Origin of the sequence: Actinophytocola sp., from assembly GCF_049647105.1 — a bacterium.
Classification (GTDB): Bacteria; Actinomycetota; Actinomycetes; order Mycobacteriales; family Pseudonocardiaceae; genus Actinophytocola.
On sequence record NZ_JBARWZ010000080.1, the window covers coordinates 1 to 2,515 of the forward strand.

The window sequence follows — 2,515 nt, forward strand, 5'->3', positions numbered from 1 at the left end:
GTCGAGGAGGGCGGCCCGCCGCGGTTGCGGGACCTCGCGGCGAGCGCGGCCAGGCGCAGCGACCTCGCCGCCGAACGGGACGAGCCGGTGCGGATCGCGATCGTGGCGGCGGATCTCGACGAGCTCGCGGCGCTGCTCGCGCGGGCGGCCGCCGGTGAGCACGATCCCGCCGCCGGGCTGTTCACCGGTGCGCCGCAGGCAGGCGGGGTCGCGTTCCTGTTCCCCGGGCAGGGCAGCCAGCGACCAGGCATGCTGGCCGAGCTGTTCGTCGCGTTCCCGGAGACGCACCGGCACCTGTACGCGGGCGCCAGGTGGGCGAACGCGCTGTACCCGCCCGCCGCGTTCGACCCCGATACGCTTGCGGCGCAACGAAACCAGGTGACCGACACGACGGTCGCCCAGCCCGTGCTCGGGATGGTGGAGCTGGCGGGCGCCGATGTGCTCGCGGCACTGGGGATCCGGCCGGACGCGGTGGCCGGGCACAGCTACGGCGAGCTGGTCGCGCTGACCGTCGCGGGGGCGCTTGACCCCGAGGAGCTGCTCGACGCCAGCGCGGCCCGTGCCGCTGCGATCCTCGCGCAGGTCCGCGACGGCGACCAGGGCACGATGGCCGCGGTGGCCGCGGACGAGGCGACGGTCTCCGCGCTGCTGGGCGATCTCCCGGTGGTGGCGGCGAACCTGAACTCGCCGAAGCAGACCGTCGTGTCCGGGCCGACCGGCGCGGTGGCGGCGGCCGTGGATGCCCTGCGCGGGGCCGGGTTGTCGGTGAAGCCGGTCCCGGTGGCGTGCGCGTTCCACAGTCCGCTGGTGGCCGGCGCGGGTGCGGTGTTCGCGGAGACGCTCGCGGGACTTGACGTGCGTGCGCCGGAGGTGCCGGTGTGGTCGAACCGGACCGCGGCGCCGTACCCGGCCGACGTGCGGGCCGAGCTGGCCGCGCAGATCGGTGCGCCGGTGCGGTTCGCCGACCAGGTCAGCGCCATGTACGAGGCGGGCATCCGCACCTTCGTGGAGGTCGGGCCCGGCCGGGTGCTCAGCGGGCTGACCGGTGCCGTGCTCGGCGACCATCCACACGAGACGATCGCGCTGGAGGAGCGCGGCCGGACCGGGCTCACCGGCCTGCTGACGGCGGTCGCCCGGCTCGCGGTGGCCGGTGCCGACCTGCGGACCGGGCCGCTGTTCGCGGGCCGGGACGTGCGTGATCCGAACGTGGTTCCGCTGCCCGCCGTGCCTGCCTGGACGGTCGACGGGCAGCTGGTCCGCCGGGTGGACGGTGCGGTCGTTCCCGGTGCTCTGCAACCTGCCCGTCGAGTTCCGGAGTTGGTCATGTCGCAACAGCCGTCCGCGTCGTCCTCGGATGCACTCGTCGCCGAGTTCCTCCGCACCAGCAGGGAAATGATCAACGCACAACGTGACGTGCTGATGAGCTACCTCGGCGGCGCGTCGGGGGCCGCCCCCGCCGCACCGGTGTCGATGCCGGTCCAGCTGCCGGTCCAGCTGCCGGTGGTGATCGCCGAGCCCGTGCCGGTGGTCCCGGCCGCGTCGGTTTCGGTGCTGGACACGGTGCTCGCGGTGATCGCGGAGCGCACGGGTTATCCGGTGGAGATGATCGATCCGCAGCTGGATCTGGAGGCGGATCTGAGCATCGACTCGATCAAGCGGACGGAGATCGCGGGTGAGCTGGCCACGCGTTTGAGCCTGCCAGCGGGCGACGTGGAGTCCTTCGGTGCGGTGCGTACCGCCGCGGCGATCGCGGAGCTGCTCGGCGCGCCGCCGAGGGTGCCGGTGCTGGAGACCGTGCTCGCGGTGATCGCGGAGCACACGGGTTATCCGGTGGAGATGATCGACCCGCAGCTGGATCTGGAGGCGGATCTGAGCATCGACTCGATCAAGCGGACGGAGATCGCGGGTGAGCTGGCCACGCGGTTGAGCCTCCCGGCGGGAGACCTGGAGTCGTTCGGGGCGGCCCGCAGTGCCGCCGCCATCGCCGCGTTGCTCGACGGTGCGCCACGGGACGGGGCGCCGATCGAGGCACCGGCCACAGTGGACGATGGCTCGGTCATCGCGCCCGAGCGGCTCGAACTGGTCGGTGAGGACGCCCCTGCCGATGGTGACACGGTGCCCAACGGCACCACCGTCACCGTCCTCGGGGACGGGCCGGTCGCCGACGTCACCGAGCGGCTGCGCGCCGCGGGCGCCGCTGTCGACCCCGACGCCTACGACACCGCCGTCTACCTCGCGGGCGACGAGCCGCTGCCCGAGGCGTTCCCCCTCTTCCAGCAGGTGCTCGCAGGCGGCCCGAAGCGGCTGCTCGCCGTCCAGGCCCCCGGCGCACCCACCGGGCTGCGCGGCTTCTTCCGTTCGGTGGCACGGGAGTACCCCGGCACCACGACCACGCTCATCGAGACCGGCGACCCGGCCGCCGCGCTCGTCGCCGAACTGGCCGACCCCACCGGCGAACCCGTGGTGCTCCACGACGGCACCACGCGGACCGTGCTGCGGCTGCGGCCCGTCGGGC

Annotated in this window: 1 protein-coding gene; it reads left to right on the forward strand. The window is 74.0% G+C overall.

Annotated elements, in window-relative coordinates:
- A partial coding sequence (locus WBA97_RS09920; RefSeq protein WP_424230441.1) for an acyltransferase domain-containing protein occupies nt 1-2,515 on the forward strand: 2,515 nt, incomplete at both ends.